Origin of the sequence: Candidatus Accumulibacter phosphatis (genome assembly GCF_000024165.1) — a bacterium.
GTDB lineage: Bacteria > Pseudomonadota > Gammaproteobacteria > Burkholderiales > Rhodocyclaceae > Accumulibacter > Accumulibacter phosphatis.
The window spans coordinates 1776857-1796820 of the sequence record NC_013194.1 but is presented as its reverse complement, the minus strand read 5'-3'; the positions used below and the strand labels follow the sequence as shown (position 1 = coordinate 1796820).

The following is a 19964-nucleotide window of genomic DNA, read 5'->3' as shown; positions in this document are numbered from 1 at the left end:
TTCAGTTCTCTCCTGGCTGCGTCCAGTGACGCCGCAACGCCGTCTTCAGCACTTTGCCATAGTTGTTCTTCGGCAGCGCCGCGACGGGAATGTAGTCCCTCGGCCGCTTGAAGCGGGCGATCGAACCGAGGCACAGACGGTCGAGTTCAGCGATCGGCGCGCAAAGGCCGGGTCGCCAGACCACGAAAGCGACGACTTCCTCGCCCCACTCGGCGCTCGGCCGTCCGACCACCGACACCTCGGCCACGGCGGCGTGGCGCAGCAGCACTTCCTCGACTTCACGCGGATAGATGTTGGCGCCACCACTGATGATCACGTCCTTCGAACGGTCCCTGAGGGTGAGAAAGCCGTCGGCATCCAGACTACCGAGGTCGCCGGTGTGCAGCCAGTCGTTGCGCAGGGTCGCCGCTGTCGCCTCGGGATTGCGCCAATACCCCGCCATCACCGTGTCGCCGCGCACGAGGACCTCGCCGATTTCCTCGGCAGGCAGCGCTTGATCGTCGGCATCGGCGACGACGACCTCGACGACGCTGTGTGCGACACCGACCGACGCGATGCGCTCCCGATAGCGCGGATGAGCGCGGTCCGCGAGGTGCCGACGCGCCAGCGCGGTGATCGTCATCGGGCTTTCACCTTGTCCGTAAATCTGCACCAGACGATCGCCGAGAACGTCGAGCGCGCGCCGGATATCCTCGATATACATCGGTCCACCGCCATAGACGATGGTCTTGATGCCGCTGCAGTCGGCGCCGTGGTCGGCGACATGGTCGACCAGACGGCGGACCATCGTCGGTGCAGCGAACAGCGAAACCTGACCGAAACGCCGCGCCAGCGACAGGATCTCGTGCGGATCGAAGCCACCAGACGCCGGGACGACATGCCGCGCGCCGACCAGCACGTGCGCGAAGTTGTACATGCCGGCGCCGTGCGACATCGGCGCGGCGTAGACGATGCTGTCCGCGGGCGTCGCCTGGTCCACATCGGGGAAGTAGGCCAGAGTCATCGCCAGCAGGTTGCGCTGCGAGAGCATCACGCCCTTCGGCTGGCCGGTGGTACCCGACGTATAGAACAGCCAGGCGAGATCCTCGGGTGCGCGCGGAACGACGGCGATCGGCTCGCCGCTGGTGAGCCGCAGACTTTCCGGGTCATCGACGGAGATGATGCGCAGGCCCGCAGCGCTTGCGCACCACAGGCGCCAATCGTCGTTTGGGTCGCCAGCAACGAACAAGAGCGAGGCCGCCGAATTTTCGAGGATGAAGGCAACCTCGCGCGCGTGCAGCTTGTTGTTGATCGGCACGGCGACCAACCCGGCGTGCCAGATGCCGTAAAGCAGTTCGAGATAGCGGGGACGATTGGCCATGAACAGCGCGACCCGGTCGCCGGTTCGCAAACCCAGGGCGGAGCGCAGGCACCCGGCGGTCGCCGCCGCGCGGCGAAACAATTCACCGTACGAAACACTCTCGCCTTCACCGAGCGCGACCGCAGGCCTCTCCGGGCAGACCCGCGCGGTTCGGGCGAGGAGATGGGCAAGATTCATGGCCAGGCGACCGGGCGAAGCGGGCGGGCAACTTCAGGGATATCGGCCGCGCCCTGCCTACGGCATGGACTGCGCTCAGGGCCGATCGGCGAGCAGGAACTCCTGGACGATGCGCACCTGGGCTTCCTCGAGGAACATCGGTGCATGGCCAACCGACGGCACTTCGACGAGCGTAGCCTTGGGACCACGGGTGCTCATCTCGGCAGCGGTATCGTGCATCAGAATGTCCGATTGCGCGCCGCGCAATACCAGCGTCGGGCAGCGAATGGCATCGTACATCGGCCACAGGTTGATTTCCTTGGCTTCGAGGAAGGCCTTCTGGTACGGCTGCGCGATGGCGCGGTCATAGTTCATCTCGAAGCCGCCGTCCGGCTTCGCACGCGTGCCGACGACGGTCATGTAGCGCCATTGCGCGTCGGTGAGGGCACCGAAGGGCGCGCAGACGGTACGCACGTAGGCTTCCGCCTCGGCGAGGTCGGTGAAATCCGGGGACTTGCCGAGGTATTCGCCGATACGCTGCAAGGCATCCATGCCAATCGTCGGTCCGACGTCGTTGAGCACCAGGCGGCTGATCGGCGAACCGGGCAGGCTGGAAAGGAACATGCCGATCAGACCGCCCATCGAGGTTCCCAGCCAGTGCACCGAGTCGACACCAAGGCGGGCAATCAGCGTCATCAGGTCGTTGGCGTAGACCGGGACGCCGTAGTCATCGGCGAAGAACAGGCGATCACTGCGCCCGCGCCCGACGACGTCCGGGCAGACGACGCGGTAATCGCTGGCCAGCGCATTCGCCAGCACGTCGAAATCGCGACCGTTGCGGGTCAGCCCATGCACGCAGATCAAGACCCGTGGATTCGCCGGATCGCCCCACTCGACGTAAGCCATCCGGTGCAGGCCATGCGGGCCCAGACAGCGCACCGAGCCCTCGCGCATCTCGTTCAGCTGCCCCCCGGCCGCCTGACCGGGCCGCGATGTCACCACCAGTTCTTCGAAACCCTTCAGTATCGCCATGATCGAGCCCCGCTGTCGTTCATTGATTCGGAATGTGGACGCACCCTGGACCTCCCCGAACCCCGAAGCGAGCGGCCGCAAATCGGCCTGCAGGCCGGGGCCACCACTGCCCCGTTGCCGGGGCCGGAAAGTCAATGATAGCGAGGAGAGTATCCTCGCATCGGGGCAGCCAAGTCAATCGCCGCCGGCCGATGTTTGACGACGCTTGCGCCCGGTGATCATCGCGCGAACGAGGTTCTCACGATGCAGAAGGCTTTCCCAGGCGACGCCCAGCAGATGTCCGGCGACCAGCAGCAGCGTGAAGTTGGTGGCCGCTTCGTGCGCCTCCTTGAGGGTGTCGATCGTCGCGTCGCTGCTCTCCAGCAGCAGCCCCGCCAGTGGTCCCAATCCCTTGTCGGCGGCGTACAGCGCCAAGCCGGTGAGAATGGTGGAGGCCAGGCCTAGCAGCAGCAGGACGATCATTGCGCCGCCTGCCGGATTGTGCCCGAGGTAGCGGCGCGCGCGCAGCGTCAGCACGTCTCGGGCATAAGCCAGGGTCGCCCCGGGGCCGAACACGAAGTCACTGAAGCGGGCATGTTGCGGCCCGATGAAGCCCCACAGGAGGCGAAACAGCAGCAAACCCGCGATCGTGTAGCCGGCCCAGACGTGCATCGTCTGGAGCAGTTCACCGTCCAGACGGTCCTGGACCTTTTCGAAGACTTCGCCTTCCGAGAAATACGCTAGACAGAAACTGACGAACAGTATCCAGTGGAACAGACGAACCAATGGATCCCAGACAGGGACTTGGCTTGAATCGGACGTACTCATGGCGCGGACAAGGCCTGTTGGTGCCCCGCTGCCGGTCGCAGCGGGGGCAAGTGAAGGAATCGGCGAGGAGGATCAGGCGTCTTCTGGCTACTTGCCTTCCTCGGAAACCAGAGCGCCGGTCTTGATCTCGTAATGCACTTCCCACTTCTTGCCATCGGTACCGTTGATCTTCACTTCCCAGGTCTTCTTGCCCTTCTTGGTGTCTTCGTAGGCCTTGGTGACTTCGCCAGGATGCGCCTTCGTGGCCATTTCGATGGCCTGCTCCTTGGTGATCTCGCGCGCCGAAGCGGCAGCCGGAGCCGGGGCAGCAGTCGCCGCCGGGGCCGCCGCCGGAGCGGCAGCCTTCGTATCGGCAGCGAAGGCGGCGCCGCCGAAAGCGGTGGCGATGGCGAGCAGGGTGGCGGCGGAGAATGCGGTTCTCGTGTTCATTCGATCAGTCTTTCGTGAAGGTCTGTGAAGGATGGAGGTTCCGGCTACCGGTCTTGCAAACGCCGTGCCGGCCGGAACCAAAAGTGCGGGTACCACTTTAGTGGTCCATCCTTAAGCGAGTCTTACCGAGCGGCCGCGCGCTACTGGCGGATCCATCGCCCCGCCAGTTCACGTCGCGAATCAGTGCCGAATCAGTACCAATAGCCGCCCGGATACCAGCGCGGCGCCCCCCGGCGCGTTCGCCAAATCCCGGACGCCAGGGGTGGAATCTCCTGCCGGGGCAAGTGGCGAGGGCCAGCATCGGCCAGCGACAGAAGCCGTGAAATTCGTTCCTCGGTGGCGGGATGGGTGCGCAGCCAGGACGGCTCCGGATTGCCCCAACCCGGTAGAAGCCAGCTTCGCCAGGAGCGGCTGACGCGCTCGATCTTGGCCAGAGCGCTGGCCAGGCCGGCCGGGTCGCCGGTGATGCGGACAGCCTCGAGGTCGGCATCGAACTCGCGCACACGCGAGAGCCCCAGTTGCGCGAGCAGCGCCAGATGCGGCGAGACAACGAGCAGCAGCAGTGCAAACAGGTCGATCTCGGCGCTACCGGTCAGGATCAGCGGCAGCGACAGCAGCAGCAGGAGCTGGCCGACGAAGGCAAACAGGCTGGTCAGGCGACTGATGTAGTCGGCAAGGTTCATGACGCGCAGGTCGCCGTGCGCGATGTGGGCGATTTCGTGGGCCAGGACACCCGTAATCTCGCGCATGGACAGCGCACGCAGCAGGCCGTCGGTGAGCGCTACCGCCGATCGCTTGCGCTGACCGACGGCAAAGGCGTTGACCAGCGGCGTCGGCGCATAGTGCAAGACCGGCGGGCTCGGTAGCCCGGCGATGTCGGCGAGCTGTCGCGCGACAGCGCACAATTCGGGCGCCTGATACTCGGCGATCGGCCGCGCTCGATAGAGCGTCAGGGTCAGCCGTGCTCCTGCCGCCGGTTCGATCAGCAAGGCCAGCAGACTCGCCAGCAGAGCGATCCCCATTCCCTGGACCCCGAACAGCAAGGCCCCCGCCAGTCCACTGATGCCGAGCAGCGCAAACAGCAGCAGCACGGTCTGCAGCCGATTGCTCCAGGCGTGGCGCCGCCACGTCAGCGGAGCCACGTCGATTCAGCCCGGCCCAGCCCGCTCGACGCGGGCGCGCAGTTCATCGAGCTCCTCCAACAGGTCAGCCATCAGGGCGGCCAGTTCCGGCACGGCATCGAAGTCGCGCTCCACCTGCCGCATGCGCCGTGCACGCAGCAAACTGGTGCTCGAAAAGCACCAGACGCCGGCAACACTATCGGCGTGCGGAAACAACCCCTCCTCGATGTGGCGCAGCAGCCAGCCGGGTTCGACAGTGCAGGCGGCGGCCACCTGTTCCAGCGTCAGCCAGGTGTTCTCCATCGGACTACCGATCAGGATCTCTTCGTCGCGCATGGTTCATTCCTTCCCTTGCCGGCGCGGGTCGAAGGCGAGTTCGCGCGCCATTTCTTCATAGAGTGCGCGCGCCTTGGCCGTATCGGCCGGCGACAGCACCACCAGGATATCGAGCAGCAGATCGCCCGGCGGCGCACCCGGGATTCCCTTGCCGCGAACGCGCAGTTGCCGGCCGCTCTGTGCGCCTTCCGGGATGCGTACCTTGACGCTGCCTGACGGCAGGTCCACCGCCACCACCGCCCCCAGCGCCGCCTCCCATGGCGCCACTGGCAGCGTCAGATGAAGGTCGCGGCCGTGCGCGCGGAAACGCGGATGCGGCTTGAAGCGGACCTCCAGCATCAGGTCGCCGGCCGGTGCGCCGCCGCTGCCGGGCGCTCCCTGACCCGCCAGGCGAATGACCTGGCCGGCGTGCACCCCTTGCGGAATCCTGACGTTCAGCGTGCGTGTTTCCAGGGTGACTCGCCCGTGGTCGTCGGTTTTCGGCGCCCGCAGCGAGATCTGCCGGGTAGCGCCGGCAAAGCTATCCTCGATGTCCAGCAGCACCTTGGCGTGATGATCCTCGCCACGCGCGTGGAAGTGCGTGCGCTGGCCGGCAGCAAAGCCATGCGGGCTTCCCGTCCGTCCGAACAACTCGGCGAAGAAGTCCGAGAAATCGGCTGCCTCGCCCGGCGAAAAGCCGTGGCCGGAGAACTCGAAGCCGGCGTCCCAGTCGGGCGGTGGGCGAAAGTCCTGGCCAGGTTGATAGCCGCGCCCCAACTGGTCATAGGCGGCGCGCTTCTCCGGGTCCGAGAGCACGGCATTGGCCTCGTTGAGTTCCTTCATGCGCGCTTCGGCATCCGCTTCCTTGGAAACGTCCGGGTGGTATTTGCGCGCCAGTTTCCGAAAAGCCTTCTTGATCTCGTCGGCCGTGGCCTCGCGGGGCACCCCCAGAATCTGGTAGTAGTCCTTGAATTCCATGCGCGATCCTCGATTCACTGTGGCTACTGAACAAGACTACTAGAATGGTATTGATGACGGCTTTTTTCAAGACATTGAAGTCCGGCAGACCGGCCCCAATTATGTTTCAAGGCGCCGACCCTGGCGCCCTCACCCACCGCATGGAGGAATGAACATGATGTACCGTTCCCTGTTTCCCCGCGACGTATTGGCGGAGTTGAATCGGCTGCAGCGTGAGATGCAGCAGGGTTTCCATCTGTCCCCGAACATTCGCGGTATTGCCCGCGGCGGCTTCCCGGCGATGAACGTCGGCGGCACGCCGCAGTCCGTCGACGTTTATGCCTTTGCCCCGGGCATCGATCCGGCCACTCTGGATGTGCAGATCGAGAAAGGCGTTCTTACCGTTGCCGGCGAGCGCAAGCTGGAGCAGCCCGGCGAAGACGCTACCGTCCATATCGACGAGCGCTTCGCCGGCCGTTTCCGGCGCGTGGTCACCCTGCCGGACGACGTCGACCCGAGTGCGGTCGACGCAAAATACCGCGATGGCGTGTTGCGCATCAGTATTGGTCGCAAGCAGTCCGCGCAGCCTCGCCGCATCACCATTGAGTAAGGAGGATTGACCATGTCCGACAATAGCCCAGTCACGAAGCAGACCACCGGCGAGGAAGCCGCCCTGCTGCCGCCGGTCGACGTCATCGAGAATGCTTCCGGTATCACGCTGTACGCCGACCTGGCCGGTGTACCGAAAGACAAACTCCACCTGCAGGTGGAAGCAGACACCCTGACGATCGAAGGCGAGATTGATCTTGAGATGCCCGAAGGCATCGAAGCCAGCCACTCGGAAGTCAGCGTCTCTCGCTACCGGCGGGTGTTCACCCTGTCCAAGGAACTGGACGCGACCCGGGTCGGTGCGGAGTTCAAGAACGGCGTGCTGAAGCTCTCGATTCCCAAAGCCGAACACGCGCAGCCGCGCAAGGTTGAGATCAAGGTGGTGTGAAGCAGCGCAGGGGCGGGGGTGCGCCCCCGCCCAAGAACCGACACCTGACTGAACCGGGAAACATGAAGACCACAGCAAACGCGGCAAGCCGCCGCACGGGAGCCATCTGCTCGGCTATCGCGATGTTCGCGATGACACCGGTCACGGCGCAGACGCTCGCGCCGCAAACACTCGGGTCCGCGCCACTCTGCGAGGCATCCGCGGCGCTGCTGATCGATTGTCCCGGCACAGCCGGCCGCTGTCTGGTGGTCGGCGACAATGAAGAGGAAGCATCACTGTTCTGGTTCAGGCTCGGCGACAAAGGCATAGACCCGACCAGCCAGCGCCAAGTCGCACTCAAAGGCAGCAAGCTGGGAGACATTGAGGCGCTGACGGGACTGGCGGACGGCAAGATCGTCGCCTTTGGTTCGCATAGCCGGGACTCGGTTTGCACGCCGCAGAAGAAACGGCAGCGGTTCGGCGTCATCGACCGGCTGACGGGCAAATCCGCGAACGTCGCGGTCACCCAGTCCGGGCCGATCGACTGCGACAGCGTGTTCGGAAAACCGCTACCCGATCAGCCGCTGATCCGGTCGGCCTGCCAGGCGATCGAGGCCGCCGAGGACGCTGCCGAGAAAGCCGCCAAGCAAGGGGCGAAGGCCAAGAAGGAATGCAATCAAGCGCACGCCTACAACGCCGAGGGGGCGGTAAACGTCTCCAGGACGGAGGCCCTGGACATCTGGATCGGGCTGCGCGCGCCGCTGCTGCCGCATCCAGCGGGAAAGAAAGGCGTTGACCTGGCAATGCTGCTGCACCTGAGAGGGCTCGATGCGTATGCCTTTGATCGCGTCGCCGCGCTCGACCTGGGCGGCTTCGGGGTCCGCGAGCTTTCCTACGCCGATGGCTGGGTATGGGTCATTGCCGGGCCACCCCACGACCTGGGGCGAAAAGACGAGGTGCGTTCCAAGCTCATGCGTTTCCGGTCGGATCTGCTGGGCGCCGACAAGATCATCGTGCCGGAAACGGTTCGTAGCGACCTGCCGAGCTCGTCGGAAGGGCTGGCGGTCCTCGCCGACAAGATCCTCGTACTCATCGATGGCAGCAAGGCCACCAAGGAACAGCCCGACCAGTGTGCGACTCCCGCCGGCTTCGTGGTCCTGCCCCGGCCAGCGTCCGCCATGCCGTAATGCGCCATCGCGCCCACTATCCCGACACCAGCCGTCGAAAGTTCGCTTCATCCAGGGACCTGCCCACAAGCACGGCAGCCGCCAGGTCAGTGGGCAGACAAGCGGCAAACTTCAACGCACTGCGCTTCGCCAGGTTCTCGGCAAACGCACTCATCGCCGACTGCTCGACCGGGTGTTGAATGAGCGTTGGTACAGAGACGCCAGGCGCCGTCTCGATCCACAGATCGTCCACCTGGGTGTCCCCGACCTCGCCAAGTCTCAGCGCCAATGCACTGTTGACCGCTCCACCGGCAAAGGTCCACCAGCGAAGCCGGCCAGATGGCTGGCGCTCCAGCAGAAGGCCCCCTGGCGCTCGGGCGCGGTGACCAGCGCACGAACCTCGTCGAGCTGCCGAGTGCCGCGCCGCGATAGGCCCAGTTCCTCGTCGCCTTCCTGCAACAACACGCGGCGCATCGCCTGACAAACCGTGAAACCCAGCCAGCGCGATGTGCCGAGCCAGCGCGACTTGCCTTTCTCGTCGGTCGGCTCCAGGTACACCATGCGCCTGGACCAGTCGACTGACATGACCCGCCAGCTTCGGCCGCCAAGCAGGAGAACGGTTGGCCCCTCCTTCAGCGGCTGCACCGCCATTGGGTCGACGTAACCCAGCTCGCTGGAACCGTAACGGGCCGCCAGCACCATCGGGCTGGCAAAGGCCGAAAGCAACTCCAGGAAATGAGCGCGTCCGAACAGCTTCTCGCCTTCAGGCCCCATCGAGGCAAGGCCGCTGCTGACGAACAGGATGCCCTTGCCCACCATGAAATCGAACACCGTCGCCAGCGTCGCCGGATCGAGGTCGGGGAACTGCTTGCGCGCCACGCCGACGACCTCGTGCGCCGGCAGGCCGGGAGACTCCAGGACGAGCGCCAGCATCTGCTGCGCCACCATGTGCCACGGTAGCGGCGGCGGCTCGATGTGCTCGACATACTTCTCGCGCCACAGCGTGGTAATCGCGCAGGCAAGCAGGAAGGCTTCGTCGTCGGTGGTCAGGAACAGGCAGTTGCGGCGGCTGCCAGGACGCCGACCGCTGCGCCCCATCCGCTGCAGGAACGAAGACACCGTGCTCGGCGCGTCGATCTGGATCACGTAATCGAGGTCGCCGACATCGATCCCCAATTCCAGCGTGCTGGTGGCGACGATCACGCAGTCCTGCTCCTCGGCGAAAGCGGTCTCGGCCAGTTTTCGCTCGGACGCGCTCAATGATGAATGCGAAACGAACGTCCGGGTAGCCAAGCGGCGCAGCGCCACCGCGAGTTCCTCTACCCTGGAGCGGCTGTCGCAGAAGACCAGGCGCTTCGCACCACGCTGCCACCGCGAAATTACCGTCGCCGCATTGGCTATCGACCCCACATGATCAATGGTGACATCGGCGTCCGCGCTGAGCGACGACGGGCCGACGACCTGTCGCTTGCCTGGCCCCGCGAACCAGTCCAGCAGTTCATCCGGATTGCCCACCGTCGCCGACAGTCCGATCCTCTGAATCGCTTGCCTGGCATACGCCTCAATCCGCTTGATCAGCGCGCGCAAGTGCCACCCGCGGTCGTCGCCGGCAAACGCGTGCAGTTCGTCGACGATGACGACGCGGACGCTGCCGAACCATGATGCTCGATCCACCTGCGTCGAAATCAGCATCCCTTCGAGGGACTCCGGCGTGGTCAGCAGGATGTCCGGTGGCGAGCGCCTGGCGCGTGCCTTGGCCCCCTGCCCGACGTCACCGTGCCACATCTGTACCGTCCTACCGACGAAGCCGGCATAGCGCGACAGCCGTGACTCGAGGTTGTTGAGCAGCGCCTTGATCGGGCACACGTAGAGAACGCTTGGCCCGGGCCACTCCTCGGTCGCCAGGTGCGACACGACGGGGAGGATGGCCGCCTCGGTCTTGCCGCCGGCCGTCGGCGCGAGAATCAGGCAATGCTTCCCTGCGAGGATCGGCACCACCGCATCCGCCTGCGTCGAGCGCAGAACGCTCCAGCCCATCGAGTTGACGATGTGGTATTGCAAGGCGCCGTGCAGGCGCTCGAAGGGCTCCGCGCTCACTCGCGGTTACCCAAAGGAGCCAGCCGCCTACAGCTCGATGTCATCGACCGAGCCCACCCCAACCGACGCGCGTTCCTGGGCGGTCATCTCAATCTCCGAGATCATCAGCGCATAGTGCTTGCGTGGGTCAAAATCCGCGAACTGGTCGACGCGATCCATCACGTCGGCGACCAGTTTCTTCAGGAACAACCTCGGCGACGCGCCGACCCTGCCGCCCAGGTTGCCGGTGACGGCCCTGGCCAGGGACTCGACGTAGGCGTCGTCAACCAAGGCGCGGACCCGTTTGCCCGCCACTGCCCCGTCGACGTAGATGTCCCGCACCTTGCGTCCCACTTCGAGCAGCGAATCGTGACCGAAGGCCGGCAGGCGCACCTGCACCGCCCGTGCGTTGTCGAAGCGCGAGTCGGTCGCGAAATCGACGTGCAGTCGTTGCGCCAGCGGCGCGAGACGCTGCACGCCTTGGGTCCCCACGTAGAAAGCCTGGGCGCCGGTGATCAGGAGGTACAGCCCCGGAAAATGGCCGGCGTCGATCTCGTCGATCCACTGGCGTAGCGCATTCAAGCCGCGCTCGCGGGTGTCGGCGCGCATGCGTTGCAGGGTCTCGACTTCATCCAATACCAGCAGCAGACCACCGTACCCCGAGTCGCGCAGCATCGTCAGCAGCCCGGAGAGGAAGTTGGTCGCGCCGAAGTGATCGATGTCTCCCTTCACCCCGGCCGAGCGGCGGATCGCTGCCGCGACATTGGGCTGGCCGCTGACCCAGGCGATCAGCCCATCGGCCATGGCGTTGTCGCCGGCCTGCAGTGCGCGGCGGTAGGCGCGCAGCGTGGCCGAGAAGGCCGGCGCCACCCGGGTCACGCTGGCCAGCCTCGCCTCCATCAGCGCCTCGGTGCCGGCGAGCAGGGTCGCCTCGTCGGTCGGGTCCAGGCTGGCGTCTTCCAGCACGTCACGCTCCAGCGCGTAGAACCAGCCATCGATGATGCCGCGAAACGCCCCTTCGCCACTGTCCGCCGTGGCGATGCGCTCGACCAGGCGGCGGCACACCGTTTCCAGGCGATGCAGCGGCGTCTCGGTTTCCGGAATCTGCACTTCGCTGGTCGCCAGGCCGCGCGCCCTTGCCCGCTCCTGCAGCCAGCGGCCAAAGAAGGTCTTGCCCGATCCGTATTCGCCGCGGATCGCCTTGAAAGCGCCGCGGCCGGACGCCACGGCAGCCAACTCTTCGTCGAGCGTTCCCTGGAGCCGGCCATAACCCACGGCCAGCGCATCCAGGCCCGCCTTGGGCACCGTGCCGCGTCTCAAGGCGTCGATGACTTCGGCTCTGCGCTGCGGACTGATCACTTGTGAACCCTCATTGCGTGCTCCACACAGAACCGGCTCGCCGAAACGATGGAAAGCCGCTACCGATAACGCTCCAAACTCGACCAAGGGCTCTCACGACCATTACTGAACTGCTGCCTTGCTGGCTTGTGAACGACCGCTTCCGAACCACTGCAGCCATTCGGTCTTTCGGCGCCGGCGACTGCAATGCAACCGTGCCCCGTCTTTAGTCTTCACAGACGATATCTCGGCACCCGGGCAATCTGCACTCACTCAGCTTGCCATTTCAAAGTTCGGAGACCGGGATTTGTATGCTCCGATGATGCCAAGATCTGTTCAAAGAGTTAAGCCAAGCGCTTCCACACCTCACCTGATTCAACGACCTCGACAAATCGCGCCGCAGAGAAACCGTCTGGGAACATCGTGTCAGTCCCTTTCTGTGGAACCTGATTAACATCCAGCAGCAGTTGACGCTCATCGCGCAGAATCACCTGCAATGCTTCCAGCGACACTACGAGGAAGCCATCGACGCGCTGCTGATCCAATTCAATGGAAGTATCCACAATCCAAGCCTGTAAGTGGCTGCCCGGGTTTGGGTCTGAGCATCCGAGCTTTTCCCGCAGTAGCTCATCTCGAGTCAACGCAGCCACAACCGCCGAACTCTTTCGCCTCAACTGCCAAGCTGCCTTGCGCAGGGCATTGGTTCGGTGCAACCAAATCTCGTGCAAATTTGTACGAATGTACCCAGACTTGATTTCCAGCAGCATCGCCAACCCATCTCGATAGCAGATCAGATCGACCTCACCCGGATCCTCTTGCTCTGTGCGCTCGGGCTGATACCCCACCTCCACAGCAAATCCACGCTGACGTAATTGATCTGCCAGTCGCAGTTCGATACGGCGAGTCTCACTCATTTGGCCAGAGCGACGTGCGCCGATGCGGCGAAGGTTATTTACCACAGCAGTCAAGTTGTTCTGCTGGGCCACCACCCAAGGAAACTGGAAGTTGTAGCGTCCTATTTTGTAGAAAGGGCGCTCACACAGGGTGGGAACCAACAATTGTGGCTGTTCCTTTAGGCTGCTAGCAAGTGCTTTGAGATCGCTTGTCCAGAAATCCAAGATCGCCTTGGCGGCCAAAATACTGCCTTGGGGATATTTCGAACAAACAGTCCACCCCGTGGTTCTTTTGATCTTTTTGTCTTCTTCGGCCCAAGTCATAGGAAACCGATTCTCTCCGTTGAGCAGTCCACTGAACGCCAGCTTGCTCAACGCCTTGGAGACGATACCTAACTCAGCGTAATACTTCTGGAACGGTTGGACGTAAGCGCTCTGGAAGAAAGCTGAATGTAATTCGCTTGCTAGCAAGGTCTGCAATATTCTGGCGCAACCACCCCCGGCCAGTTCAATCTCCTCATCCAACCCATATATCTCTTGCAACTGCAGTTCGCCGCGCACTGCCTTGATGTACGCCAACGCATTGCGTTCGTGGTTCTCCTGGCTGCCTATCTGGACTTCAGCCATCCCTCGCTCAATGAATTCATGAATGCCTCGATTCATCCAGTAGTGCCATAGCGCCTGGGATTTTTGTTCAGTGCGCTGCCAAGTAAGACTACCGTTTTCAGTCTCGTTATAGATGACTGATTTTCCAGGCTCCAGCCGATAGCGGCACTCGGGGTCAAAGCAAAACCAGTCGATTGAACTCTCGTAATCCATCCGTTCCTTCGTAGCCGCAAGCAGCACGCCAAAGGCTTCAAGGTTGTCCGCGCACTCCAGGGTTATTGCGGGAGAGGGAAAGATGATCGGCGACAGGTGTCGTTTCAGCGACTGAGCAAGGCGCACGTCGTTGAGGTTGAAATCCTCTTCACTACAAGTCGTCAGCTTGTGTGAAATGACGCGGCTATAGACACGCCAACTATCGCCTGCAGAATCGTCAGGCGCCTCAGGAACCAACCGTTCGTACGCCAACACACTCAGATAGGATAGCGTTTCTAATAAAGAGAGATAGGCAAGCTGTTTCTGAGCTCTTTGGATCAGTTGATCAAACGGCTGGAGTTGAGCAAGAAGGCGATCACAAACACCGATGAAGATGCGCCATTCTTCCCCTTGGACACGATCTCGAAGAAGTGTCCAAAGCGCGGAGTCGGTGCGAGCAAAAAGTTTGGAATAGCGGATTGCCCATCTGAGGGTGTCCGGAACCGCGTGTGACAACTGTTCTAGCAATTCTACCGAGATAGCGCTTTCATGGCGCAGAATCCGGCTCATCGCCAAGGCGGATAACTCTGATGCATTGACCACATCCGCTTCCCGCCAAAAAGGCGCAGCCGCCAAACCGGTCGCACGATCAAGCCATGAGAGGTTCTTGCCAACTGGGCGCTGGTCCAAGAAATGGTGTAGCGCTTCATCCAACGCCTGACTCTTGTTGGCCAGTTGCTGGTGGCGTGTGAAAACAGCCAGATAATGCCGTAGACAACGATTTGCATTTCTGCTGAGCTCGGACAACTGAACTCCCTAGAGAATTTGAAATTTCATCTGCACGTGAACTTCTTCGAGCATAACCAGCTGTTCATTCTAGCTCTTCGGCCGGGAAAACACCCCACTACTATCGAGCATAGACCCCTGACGAAACTGGCCGTATCGTCAACTGCCGGTGACGCAAACAAACTGAAGGTCGGCTAACATCTTTAACAAGTCGGACAGCTTGTGCCGACGAATGACTCTTGCTGGCCGAGAACAGCCGTCAAAACTGACAAGAATGCGCTAAACCGGGCTTGCCTCGACAAACCAGGGTAGTCTGGATGCCTTCACATCGAAAGTTGCCGTCGTAGTGCACCCCATCCTACGATTCCTGGCGCCGATCAGGCAATCCGAGAACCCAGCAGAATGGTCTTTCCAGACGAAAATCGCCTGCTCAACGGCAGCCTCATCTTCCAACTCGAAATCCATGGAGTCCAGCAAGCCGGAAACAACCCCCTGGATCTGGGGCTTGGAAAAGCCATACCGACTGCGCAACACCCATTCCATTTCCTGGAGAACGAGTTGGCTCACGAAAACGCGGCGGCTTGCCAGCACTTCTCGTTCAACAATCTTGTGCACGATCTCGAACTGTTGGGCGTCGTCTCGAACGAGGAAGCGTACAAGAACGTTGGTGTCGATCCCGAGCATCAGATCGATAACTGCTCGATGGAAACAGCCTCCCGACCTTCCTCGTACAACATCCCGGCCAGGTCGTTAAAGCGCTTGCTCTTCACCCTCATCACCACGGTGCCGTCCGGCATGAGCGTAAAGGTCATGCGGTCTCCTGCTTTCATTCGAAGGCTGTCCCGGATCTCCTTGGGAATGGTCGTTTGCCCCTTGCTGGTCAAAGTGGCTTCAGTAGCCATGGCCGGCTCCTCGTTAAATTCCTTACTCTTATAATTATCGTAAGGAACAAACAAAAAAGCAACTTGCCGTTCCAGCGAGGTGAAGAGTTGTGGCGCTTCCGCTTCGTCGCGTTCCGCCCCTCATCGCACCGTCACCCGAAACTGTCGCGCCAGCAATTCCCGGTTCAACTCCACCGTAGCCGCGGTCTCGTCGAGCACCACACCGCCGCCTGATCGACATTGAGCACGCGCTTCGCGGCGTTGACGAAGCCGCTGATGCGCATTGCGGGCATGCCGAGTCGCTGCGCGAGCGCTGCTTTCGACAGCTTTCCGCCACGTGCCGCCAGTGCCTCCAGCAGGGAGCGCAGGTCGGCATCGGCCGGTGCCACTCGCGCGGCCAGGGCCTTCTGTGCCGCGTAGGCGGGCGTCGCCTGCAGGGCGGCTATCCAGTCCACTGCGGGCTCGGGCGCGACGACCGGCAAGGCTCCGCAGAAGAGATCAGGCTGCGGCACGGCTACGGCTCCTGGCTTCGCTGCCTTCCGGGGGAGCGTCGGCCTTTCAGCGGCCGCTGCCGGCCACGTCGCCTCCTGCGGAGTCCACCAGTCGGGCTGCGGCGCCGCGGCCATCTGCCAGCCCTTCAACACCCTGTTGCGCGGCGTGAATACGCTCAGCGGCACGACGACCTCCGGCGCCGATACGCCACCGTGGTAGCCGTTTTTCTTGGCGCCGTGGCGCACGCCCTCGGACCACGCGCAAACCACCGCGTTGCCGGCAGCCGTTTTCACCCGGCCCCCCTCAAAAAGGAGTTCGCCGGCATCCGGCGCGCCCGCTGGCAAGCGCCAGCGATCGCCTTCCCCCTGGCCACGCTGCACCGTGCCGTCGTCGAGCACATGGCCATGGTCGGCGGTAATGATCAGCACACGCCGCGCGCGACGAGCCTCGCTCAACAAGGGTCCGAGCAGTCGCAGATCGTCGATCGTCCAGCCCACCTGGATCTGGTTCGGTCCGTCGAGATGATCGTCGACGGCGTTGTAGACCACGGCCACCACTTGCTGCTGCGGCGAGGCAATGGCATCGCGAACGGTCGATGACAGACCCTCGGCGTCGGCGAGATCGCCCTTGTGAAATACCACCGGCGCCATGCCGGCGCGCGACACGGCGACGAGGGCCGGATGTGTCGCGAACGCGCTCTTCTCCTGCGCCGCCGCGCCGACCACCAGGCGGCCCGACAACAGGCTGCTGCGGCTCACTTCGGTGATCGTCGGCAGGGGCCGCGATACCGACCGCAAGCGTCGGCGTTGGCCAGGCAAGCTGCTCGTCCCAGCCCAGTGCCTCCAGGTCCTCGCCAAGCTCCCGGAACATGCTGTAACTCAGTCCGTCCGCGACCAGCAACAGCACCGGCGCCTGCCGCGCCAGCGGGGCCAGCAGGCGCTCGACGATCGCCTCCACCGGCAGGCAGGCGGCTTCCGCCCGCGGCTCGCCGTTCCAGATCTGCAAGGCATTGGCGAAGCTTCGACTGAAGGCATCGGCCTGCTGGCGCGCCGCCGCACGCAGAGCGACGAATGCCGAAGAAGGGCCAGGCAGGTCGTCACCACCAATCAGCTTGCAGCGCGCCCAGTCGACGAAAGCGCCTTCGCCGGCGTACCGGTGCGCGAGGTCGGCGAACCCGGATAGCGGACGGCCGGCTCGGCCCTGGCTCGCCGGCCGGTCGGCCAGCAGCCATCGACACAGGCGAACCGCCATCTTCACCCGCAGCAGGCGCGTGCTCGCCGGATCGGCATGCGTATGGCACGCCACCGAGTCGGCCGCCCGTTCGATGACCTGAAGCCGTGCTGGGGATGGCTCGACGATGAAGGCCGTGAAGGCGTCCACGAGTAGCCCAAGCCGCTGCTCCAGGCCGAGCGGCAGCACGTCGCTCAGATGAGCGTAGGCATCGACATGAAGTTCGCGCAGCAGCCACTCGGCACGTTCGATCACCCCGTGACGCAGGGCGGGCGTCAAGGCCTTCAGACAGCTTGCCGCGTCAGCAGCCCACAGGCGTCCCTCGGCGATGCCGATGCGCTTGTCGCCGATGAAACGTTCCAGACGAATCGCCGCGGCGACAAGGTCGTGCACGCCTTCACCCTGAGCCGACAACAGGACGCCACAGACCAAGCCGAGCGGGACGGCATCCTGCGTGCTGCCGGCCAGTACGTAGCGCATCAACAGCGTGCCCACGGCGCCGGCCGAGTCGCTCAGCCAGGCGACGATCGGTGGTTTGGCTGGAGCGGGCAGATCGTCGAAAAGCCCGACCGAATCGGCGCCCAGTGACCAGTTCAGAAGCATCGCCGCATCCGGCCTCGCCACGTCCAGACCCAAACAACGGCCGAGGACACAGCGCCACGCCGTGTCCATGTTCAGGAGACCGTTGGGCACCGGCGGATAGACACCCAGGCTCGCCCGCTCGACCAGCAGGTGGGCCATCCAGCGGCAGCGGTTGAGGCGCGCATCGATCTCGCGCGCCCTGAAGAGTTGCTGCACCCAAATGGGACATCCGTATCACCGCGCTCTGGGCCTCGCTTCTCGCTCGAAGCCGTTGATGAGCGCCGGAGAGGGGATTTCGGTGAAATTGCCGCACTCCAAGCCCGGATTCCGCGATTCGAACCGCATAGATCCCGTGGAAGGCCCGTATTGGCAGGCTTTCCGGTAGAGTGGCGGCGTCAAGGGTGTGGATCCATGGCGCCAGGAAACCAGGTGTCGCTCCGATAACCGATTACGCGGCAGCAATCGCTCTTGCGGCGGCCGGCAGCGCAGTCCGGTCTTGCTGGTATTCGAAAGAGGAGTTGAGTCGATGCGTACGGTGCTGAATTTCATGGTGTGCGGCGCACTGTCTGCCGCGCTGGTCTTTCCGATAGCCGCACGCGCTGAGTCCGCCGATGGCCGGGCCGATGCCCCGCCTTGGGTCATCACCAACGGCCAGCCGGATGCCGGGCTCTACATGCCGCGGGAAGTCCAGCAGGCCTATGCCAAGGGCACGCGCAGCCCCGACGGCCGGCCCGGCTCGAACTACTGGCAGAACCATGCCGAGCACCGCATCCGCATCAGCTTGAACCCGCCAGGCCGACGCGTGCAGGGCGAGCAGGAGATCGTCTACACCAACCACAGCCCGAGTCCGCTGACCAGCCTGGTCTTTCGGCTTTACATGGATGCACACCACCCGGCAGCCATGCGCGAGAAGCCGGTCGACGCCAAGTTTCTGACCCAGGGCATCACCGTCGAGCAGTTCAGCATCGACGGCAAGACCATCGACTGGAACAACCCGGCCGAGCCGCAGGCTGAATACAACACCCCGGGCAGCACCCTCCACGCCGTAACGCTGGCCACGCCGATCCCGCCCAAAGGCAGCGTGCACATCCGCATGCGCTGGCACTACGACCTGGTGGCCGACAAGGGCTGGAAGGAAGGCGCGATCGACGAGACGTCCTACTTCCTGGCCTACTTCTTCCCGCGCGTCACCAACTACAGTGACCACGGCGGCTGGGACTACGCGCCCTTCACCCTGGGCCGCGAGTTCAACAACGACTTCGCCGACTTCAGAGTGGAGGTGGACGTGCCACGCGACTACGTGGTCTGGGCCACCGGTACGCTGCAGAACGCGGCCGAGGTGCTGCAGCCGGCGGTGCTGCGCCGGCTGGAGACCAGCTTCAAGAGCGATGAGGTCGTGAACCTGGCGCAGATGGCCGACGCCAAGGCCGGCAAGGTCACTGCCCGCGACAAGCGCCTGGTCTGGAAGTGGCAGGCCGAGCATGTGCCTGACTTCGCCATCGCACTCAGCAACCACTACCGCTGGGATGCGGCCAGCGTGGTGGTCGATCCCGTCAGCGGCCGCCGAACCAGCGTGCAGGCGGCCTACCCCGACAGCGCCACGGACTTCACGCCGATGGTCAATGTGGCGCAGAAGACGCTGCAGTTCGCGTCCACCGTCTACCCCGGCGTGCCCTACCCTTACCCGAAGACCACCATCGTGCTCGGCAGTGCCGACGAGGAGTACCCGATGATGGTCAACGACGGCTCCAATGTCCACAACCACTTTGCCGCCACGCTGCCAGAGAACGCCTACACCGGCTTCGTGGCCTCGCACGAGCTGCTGCACAGCTGGTTCCCGTTCTACATGGGCATCAACGAGAAGCGCTATCCGTTCATGGACGAGGGCTGGACCACCGCCTTCGAGTACCTGCTCAACCGCGAGGTGCTGGGCGTGCCGACCGCCGACGGACTGTTCAAGGGCTTCCGCTCGTCGGCCCTGGCTCTGCCGCTGTCGAGCATGGATCTGCCGATCATCACCCCGCACGATGCCCTGTTCGCCCAGAGCGCCGTCTTCGGCTTCAACCAGTACGGCAAGGCCGCGCTTGGCTACCTGGCGCTGAAGGACCTGATGGGCGACGCCGCCTTCCGCACCGCGCTGCACACCTTCATGGCGCGCTGGAACGGCAAGCGCCCGCTGCCCTGGGACATGTTCAACAGCTTCAACAACGCTGGCGTCGGCAATTACACCTGGTTTTTCCGCAACTGGTTTTTCAGCCATAACTACATTGACCTTGCCTTGGACGGCGTGCGCAGCAAGGGCGGCGTGCAGACCGTGGCCGTGCGCAACCCGGGCGGCATGGCGGTGCCCTTCGACCTGGTGCTGGCCTACACCGACGGCAGCAGCGAGCGCGCGCACCGCACGCCCGCCGTCTGGCAGGCGGACGGTCGCCGCACCGAGGTGCGATTGCCAGCCGGAAAAGCGCTGAAGTCGGTGAGCCTGGACACCGGCATCTTCGGGGACGCCAACCCCGCCGACAACGCGTGGGCGGCGGACAAGGCCGGCGCACGCTGAGCATGGCCGGGCCCG

18 protein-coding genes and 1 pseudogene are annotated in these 19964 nt (G+C 63.7%); 4 read left to right on the top strand and 15 right to left on the bottom strand.

What is annotated here, in order from left to right:
- Position 1: 1 nt before the first annotated feature.
- The 7 genes from CAP2UW1_RS07930 to CAP2UW1_RS07900 all read right to left on the bottom strand — a co-directional run bounded on the left by CAP2UW1_RS07930 (position 2) and on the right by CAP2UW1_RS07900 (position 6198).
- Positions 2-1537 carry an AMP-binding protein gene (locus CAP2UW1_RS07930; RefSeq protein WP_015766121.1) on the bottom strand — a complete coding sequence of 512 codons (1536 nt, stop codon included), beginning with the start codon at positions 1535-1537 and terminating at the stop codon, positions 2-4.
- A gap of 75 nt (positions 1538-1612) precedes the next feature.
- Entirely contained in the window at positions 1613-2548 is a 936-nt protein-coding gene (locus tag CAP2UW1_RS07925; RefSeq protein ID WP_015766120.1) for an alpha/beta fold hydrolase, read from the bottom strand.
- 174 nt (positions 2549-2722) lie between these two features.
- Positions 2723-3355 (bottom strand): cytochrome b/b6 domain-containing protein, encoded by a 633-nt coding sequence (locus CAP2UW1_RS07920; RefSeq protein WP_015766119.1) that lies wholly within the window; start codon positions 3353-3355, stop codon positions 2723-2725.
- Between the two features lie 87 nt (positions 3356-3442).
- The gene (locus CAP2UW1_RS07915; RefSeq protein ID WP_015766118.1) at positions 3443-3784 is read right to left on the bottom strand and encodes a PepSY domain-containing protein; all 342 of its coding nucleotides are present in this window, start codon (positions 3782-3784) and stop codon (positions 3443-3445) included.
- 191 nt (positions 3785-3975) lie between these two features.
- A complete protein-coding gene (locus tag CAP2UW1_RS07910) occupies positions 3976-4926 on the bottom strand; it encodes a zinc metalloprotease HtpX (protein WP_015766117.1) in 951 nt (316 codons plus the stop codon).
- A 6-nt stretch (positions 4927-4932) separates the two neighbouring features.
- Positions 4933-5241, bottom strand: coding sequence for a chaperone modulator CbpM (locus CAP2UW1_RS07905; RefSeq protein ID WP_015766116.1), 309 nt, complete (start codon positions 5239-5241; stop codon positions 4933-4935).
- 3 nt (positions 5242-5244) lie between these two features.
- A complete protein-coding gene (locus CAP2UW1_RS07900; protein ID WP_015766115.1) occupies positions 5245-6198 on the bottom strand; it encodes a DnaJ C-terminal domain-containing protein in 954 nt (317 codons plus the stop codon).
- A 157-nt stretch (positions 6199-6355) separates the two neighbouring features.
- On the opposite strand from CAP2UW1_RS07900, the gene CAP2UW1_RS07895 reads away from it, so the two are divergent.
- From CAP2UW1_RS07895 to CAP2UW1_RS07885, 3 genes are all read left to right on the top strand, one after another.
- Complete coding sequence (locus CAP2UW1_RS07895) at positions 6356-6787, top strand: Hsp20/alpha crystallin family protein (protein WP_041568260.1); 432 nt, start codon at positions 6356-6358, stop codon at positions 6785-6787.
- A gap of 12 nt (positions 6788-6799) precedes the next feature.
- The gene (locus CAP2UW1_RS07890; protein WP_015766113.1) at positions 6800-7174 is read left to right on the top strand and encodes an Hsp20/alpha crystallin family protein; all 375 of its coding nucleotides are present in this window, start codon (positions 6800-6802) and stop codon (positions 7172-7174) included.
- Positions 7175-7236: 62 nt separating this feature from the next.
- The gene (locus CAP2UW1_RS07885) at positions 7237-8340 is read left to right on the top strand and encodes a hypothetical protein (RefSeq protein WP_041567760.1); all 1104 of its coding nucleotides are present in this window, start codon (positions 7237-7239) and stop codon (positions 8338-8340) included.
- Positions 8341-8356: 16 nt separating this feature from the next.
- Here the strand turns inward: CAP2UW1_RS07885 and CAP2UW1_RS07880 are convergent, their stop codons facing one another.
- From CAP2UW1_RS07880 to pglZ (CAP2UW1_RS25445), 8 genes and pseudogenes are all read right to left on the bottom strand, one after another.
- Positions 8357-8572: a hypothetical protein gene (locus CAP2UW1_RS07880; protein WP_291933917.1), complete on the bottom strand. Its 216-nt coding sequence runs from the start codon at positions 8570-8572 to the stop codon at positions 8357-8359.
- A 26-nt stretch (positions 8573-8598) separates the two neighbouring features.
- Positions 8599-10416 carry a DEAD/DEAH box helicase gene (locus CAP2UW1_RS07875; RefSeq protein WP_015766110.1) on the bottom strand — a complete coding sequence of 606 codons (1818 nt, stop codon included), beginning with the start codon at positions 10414-10416 and terminating at the stop codon, positions 8599-8601.
- A gap of 27 nt (positions 10417-10443) precedes the next feature.
- Entirely contained in the window at positions 10444-11754 is a 1311-nt protein-coding gene (gene brxD, locus CAP2UW1_RS07870; protein WP_015766109.1) for a BREX system ATP-binding protein BrxD, read from the bottom strand.
- A gap of 323 nt (positions 11755-12077) precedes the next feature.
- Entirely contained in the window at positions 12078-14231 is a 2154-nt protein-coding gene (locus tag CAP2UW1_RS07865; RefSeq protein WP_015766108.1) for a hypothetical protein, read from the bottom strand.
- 258 nt (positions 14232-14489) lie between these two features.
- Positions 14490-14894, bottom strand: coding sequence for a PIN domain-containing protein (locus CAP2UW1_RS07860; RefSeq protein WP_015766107.1), 405 nt, complete (start codon positions 14892-14894; stop codon positions 14490-14492).
- Complete coding sequence (locus CAP2UW1_RS07855; RefSeq protein WP_015766106.1) at positions 14894-15112, bottom strand: AbrB/MazE/SpoVT family DNA-binding domain-containing protein; 219 nt, start codon at positions 15110-15112, stop codon at positions 14894-14896. Before CAP2UW1_RS07855 ends, CAP2UW1_RS07860 begins: the two co-directional genes overlap by 1 nt.
- A gap of 164 nt (positions 15113-15276) precedes the next feature.
- Complete coding sequence (gene pglZ, locus CAP2UW1_RS07850) at positions 15277-16341, bottom strand: BREX-2 system phosphatase PglZ (protein ID WP_041567759.1); 1065 nt, start codon at positions 16339-16341, stop codon at positions 15277-15279.
- Between the two features lie 118 nt (positions 16342-16459).
- Positions 16460-17554: pseudogene (gene pglZ, locus CAP2UW1_RS25445) on the bottom strand (BREX-2 system phosphatase PglZ); the annotation flags it as partial.
- A 367-nt stretch (positions 17555-17921) separates the two neighbouring features.
- Here pglZ (CAP2UW1_RS25445) and CAP2UW1_RS07835 point away from each other — a divergent pair.
- Complete coding sequence (locus CAP2UW1_RS07835; protein ID WP_015766105.1) at positions 17922-19949, top strand: M1 family metallopeptidase; 2028 nt, start codon at positions 17922-17924, stop codon at positions 19947-19949.
- Positions 19950-19964: the final 15 nt, after the last annotated feature.